This window comes from Planktothrix sp. FACHB-1355, from assembly GCF_014748295.1.
Lineage (GTDB): Bacteria > Cyanobacteriota > Cyanobacteriia > Cyanobacteriales > Aerosakkonemataceae > Aerosakkonema > Aerosakkonema funiforme_A.
Window position 1 is genome coordinate 1 of sequence record NZ_JACJUP010000602.1, and the last position, 4,138, is coordinate 4,138.

2 protein-coding genes and 1 tRNA gene are annotated in these 4,138 nt (G+C 43.9%); 1 reads left to right on the top strand and 2 read right to left on the bottom strand.

Going from position 1 to position 4,138, the window contains the following annotated elements; all coding sequences use genetic code 11:
- Positions 1-312: 312 nt before the first annotated feature.
- Positions 313-404: transfer RNA gene (locus H6S82_RS21445), tRNA-Ser, on the bottom strand.
- A 296-nt stretch (positions 405-700) separates the two neighbouring features.
- On the opposite strand from H6S82_RS21445, the gene H6S82_RS21450 reads away from it, so the two are divergent.
- The gene (locus H6S82_RS21450; protein WP_190472327.1) at positions 701-1,969 is read left to right on the top strand and encodes a glycosyltransferase family 1 protein; all 1,269 of its coding nucleotides are present in this window, start codon (positions 701-703) and stop codon (positions 1,967-1,969) included.
- Positions 1,970-2,047: 78 nt separating this feature from the next.
- Here the strand turns inward: H6S82_RS21450 and H6S82_RS21455 are convergent.
- A partial coding sequence (locus H6S82_RS21455; protein ID WP_191056673.1) for a polysaccharide biosynthesis tyrosine autokinase occupies positions 2,048-4,138 on the bottom strand: 2,091 nt, incomplete at its 5' end.

A 4,138-nucleotide genomic window follows, 5' to 3' on the forward strand; every position in this document is an offset into this window, starting at 1 on the left:
CCTCAACAATCCGCAACAAAAGGGTTGCATAAAATATTACATTTATATTCTGTTTTGCAACAGAATTGTCACATTTTACACTGCCAGTATCCCAAATCGGGAAATTTATGGTATATGAATCCGCTCGCGAGTTTGCCGATCGCACTTCTAGGGAAAAATCAGGTTAAAATCTAGCGCCAATCACAAAAAATGGGTTTTAAACGCATTTCTTCCGATGATTTTGGGCAAGCGATCGAGCCTATTCCACGACGAAGTGCGATTGACGAGCAATAATATATATCTGTTTTAGTTTTGACTTTCGATCTTTGAATACGGAGAGGGAGGGATTCGAACCCTCGGTACGGAGTTACCTGCCGTACAACAGATTAGCAATCTGCCGCTTTCGACCACTCAGCCACCTCTCCAGGGTGACAGAAATTTATATTAGCACAGCATTTAGAGAAAGTATAGTCTTTTGCGATCGAGATCTGAAAAAATCCGCACCCGCAGTACCTGCAATGACCCAAGTGGGGGCACGATCATCCCAAAGACTGAGGGTGGGGGGCGTGAGACATCAGTCCGGTAGAAGATGATCCCCTCCGGCTAAATACCTACCCTTTAACTAAAAGGGTCTCTGAGATTTCACTCTTTTCGATCGAACAGAACTATGCGATCGAGCTTTCGTCCTCAATGTCGTTGCATCCCCACACTTACTAAACCTATGGTTTCCACTATCAAACAGCACATCGCTTTGATCTCTGTTCACGGCGATCCAGCAATTGAAATCGGTAAGGAAGAAGCTGGCGGACAAAACGTCTATGTGCGTCAAGTGGGCGAAGCACTCGCCAGACTGGGGTGGCACGTAGATATGTTTACCCGCTTTTCGAGTTCCGAACAATCTACAATTGTCCAACACAGTCATAATTGTCGCACGATTCGACTGCAAGCAGGGCCGAAGGAATTTGTACCCCGCGACAATATTTTTGAATATCTACCGGAGTTTGTAGAACAACTGATAAAGTTTCAAAAGCAATCTGGCATCACCTATCGCTTGGTACACACGAATTACTGGCTTTCCTCTTGGGTGGGAATGCAGCTGAAAAAAATTCAAGGTGTCAAGCAAGTACATACTTATCACTCTCTGGGTGCTGTCAAATATAAGTCGGTCACAACTATTCCGATGATTGCCACTATGCGGTTAGCAACTGAAAAGGCAGTCTTGGAAACAGGGGATAGAATTGTAGCGACTAGCCCGCAGGAAAAAGAACATATGCGTAGTCTCGTTTCCTCTAAGGGCAAGATCGATATTATTCCCTGCGGCACCAATATCGACAGATTTGGTAGGGTTAGCAGAGAAGAAGGACGACAGAAATTGGGCATAAAGCCGGATAGTAAGGTTGTTCTTTATGTAGGAAGGTTCGATCGTCGCAAAGGGATCGAAACTTTAGTTCGTGCTGTCGGACGTTCTCAGCTGCGCGGTAAGGAAGATTTACAAATAATAATTGGTGGTGGCAGTCGTCCCGGCGAAAGTGATGGCATAGAACGCGATCGCATTGAGGGTATTGTTGAGGAACTGGGATTGAGAGAAATGACGACTTTCCCAGGCAGGCTCGATCGAGATATTTTGCCATTTTACTATGCTGCTGCTGACGTTACTGTCGTTCCCAGTCACTACGAACCGTTTGGATTGGTGACTATTGAAGCGATGGCTTGTCGTACACCGGTGGTAGGCAGCGATGTGGGCGGTCTGCAATTTACTATAGTACCGGCAGAAACTGGCTTGCTCTGTCCGCCGCTGGATGAAGTCGCTTTTGCGAATGCGATCGATCGCATTCTCAGCAATCCAGAATGGGGCCAAAAGCTGGGTCAAGCGGCAAGAAAGCGAGTAGAAAAAATGTTTAGCTGGGATGGGGTAGCATCTCAGTTAGGCGAACTTTACAGCAATTTACTGCAACAAACCGCAGTAGGATTGCAAAAAGTAGGTGCTTAATGTTTTGACAGTCATCGGTCATCAGTCAGATGTTATTAGCTAGCCAGCATAAAATAACTGCTGACTGTTGACTGCTGACTAACTACTTTTTGGAAAGCCAACAACTAAACCGAGAACATTCTGACGCGATTTCTCCAAAAAGTCGCGAGCAACATTAGCACTGGTTAAATCCAGTACGCCAAGGCGAGAAACTAATAAAAGCCCATCAGCCATTTTACCTAAGAAGAGAGCGTCAGTAGAGACTTTCAAGGAAGGAGCGTCAACTATAGTTAAATCGTATTTGGCTGAAAATTTGTTGATTAATGATGCTATCCCAGGAGAGTCCATCACTGCGGTTGAGTTAGTGGCAAGGCTCTCACAAGTAAGAACTTCCAAATTAACCATTACTTGTGCGGTGGTAATGATTTGTTCTTGTCCGACAAGAACATTGCCCAAACCTCGATCGGAAAGTTCCGAAACTTGATGGGAGCGGGGATTTAGTGCATCTGCATCTACCAGTAAGACTCGACGCCCCATTTGCGCCATAGCCACAGCTAAATTAGCACAAACGGTAGATTTACCTTCTTTAGGTAATGAACTGGTGACTACAATTATTTTGAGGTCTCGATCGGAATTGAGAAAATACAGGTTGGTTTGTAACATTCGGTAAGCTGTACTGACTGGTGAATCGGGCGCTTCTGAGACAACAATATCGAGAACTGATTGCTGTAAATCGAGGTGCTTTTGCAAAGACTGTTTGCGAGCGAGTTTACTAATTTTTTTATACTTTTTATCGAAAGGTATCGCTCCCAGTAAGCTAAATCCAAATAAATCTCTTACCTCTTCCACAGTTCTGATGGATTTGTCAGCGGCTTCTAAAATAAGGGCAGTAGCTATAGAAAACATACCCCCCAACAAAACCCCTGTGACTATAGATGAAGACTTACGAGAAGCAAGAGGCTCTTGAGGAACAAGGGCGGCTTGGATAATGCGAGCGTTACCCATATTCTGATTTTCGGCTATCCGGATTTCCTGAAGCTTTTGCAGCAGAAGTGCATAAGTAGATTGGGCGGCTTGTAATTTACTTTCCAACTCGCGCTGTTGCTGTTCCAGTCTGGGTATGACACTTACTCGTTCCTTATAGACAGCTTGTTGTTTCGATAAAGTGTAAACTTGATTGGCTAAACCTCGACGTTTTGCTTCTATTTTGACAAATTCTTCAATCAATCTCGGTTTTACTTCTCCCATTTGCAAATTCACATTTTCCGATTGTTTCTGACTACCAACAGACTTTTGTATTTGTGCTTGTAGTAAAGCTTTCAAAGAGGCTTCTTTAGTTTTTAAGTCAACTATCAAAGGGTGTGTTTCGTGGAAGCGAATTCGCTCGATTGCTAACTGGCGTTCTACCTGCTGGTATTCTTTCAGCGCCTCCTGTACTGAGGGGGATTGGCTAAGAGAAGTTGCTGTCAATCCTTCCTGTGCATTCATCTGCAATTGGTTTTGGAATGCTTCCGATTCGGCATTTGCATCTGCGAATTGAGATTTAGCTTCGGCAATTTTGCCTTCTAAGATGCCAATAACTTCTACAGCAGATTTGGCTTCTTCTTGGAGCGAAACAACTTTGTTCTGTTCTTTGAATCGGCGCATAGAAGCTTCGGCTTGACGCACAGAAGCTTCGGCATTAGGTAACTGTTTTTCTAGAAACTCGCGGGCATACACTGCTTCTGCCCGATTCAGAGTTTGATTGTTATCTATATAAATTTGGATCAGTGTATTGACAATTAATGCTGGTTTTTGGGGATTTTTTTCTTTGTAGGCTACTGACAGCATATCGGTTCCCTTGATATTTGCCACTGACAGGTTTTTCAGAAAATCTTTTACTTTTAGCGGTGAGTTTTTTTCATCCAATAGATTGAGTTTACTGATAGTTTTCTGTACGATTGACTCTGAACGAATTACCTCTATCTCTGTGTTCAGGGGGTTACTTTGTTCTCCTACAGGAGCAAATTCTCCGATCTCTTTTCCCAATCCCGTTATGGAAGAAGTAGGATTTGTCTTTTTCAATAAAAGCTTTGCTTCGGCTTCATAGACAGGCTTTTGCCGGGAGGTATACACGAGTGCTAGCACGACAACCAACCCAAATATGGCTGAGGTTGGCAACCAACGTCGCTTCAGAATAAGCCAGTATTG

Excerpts from the sequence above, each read along its gene's own strand:
- H6S82_RS21450 (WP_190472327.1), top strand. The coding sequence starts at position 701 with ATGGTTTCCACTATCAAACAGCACATCGCTTTGATCTCTGTTCACGGC.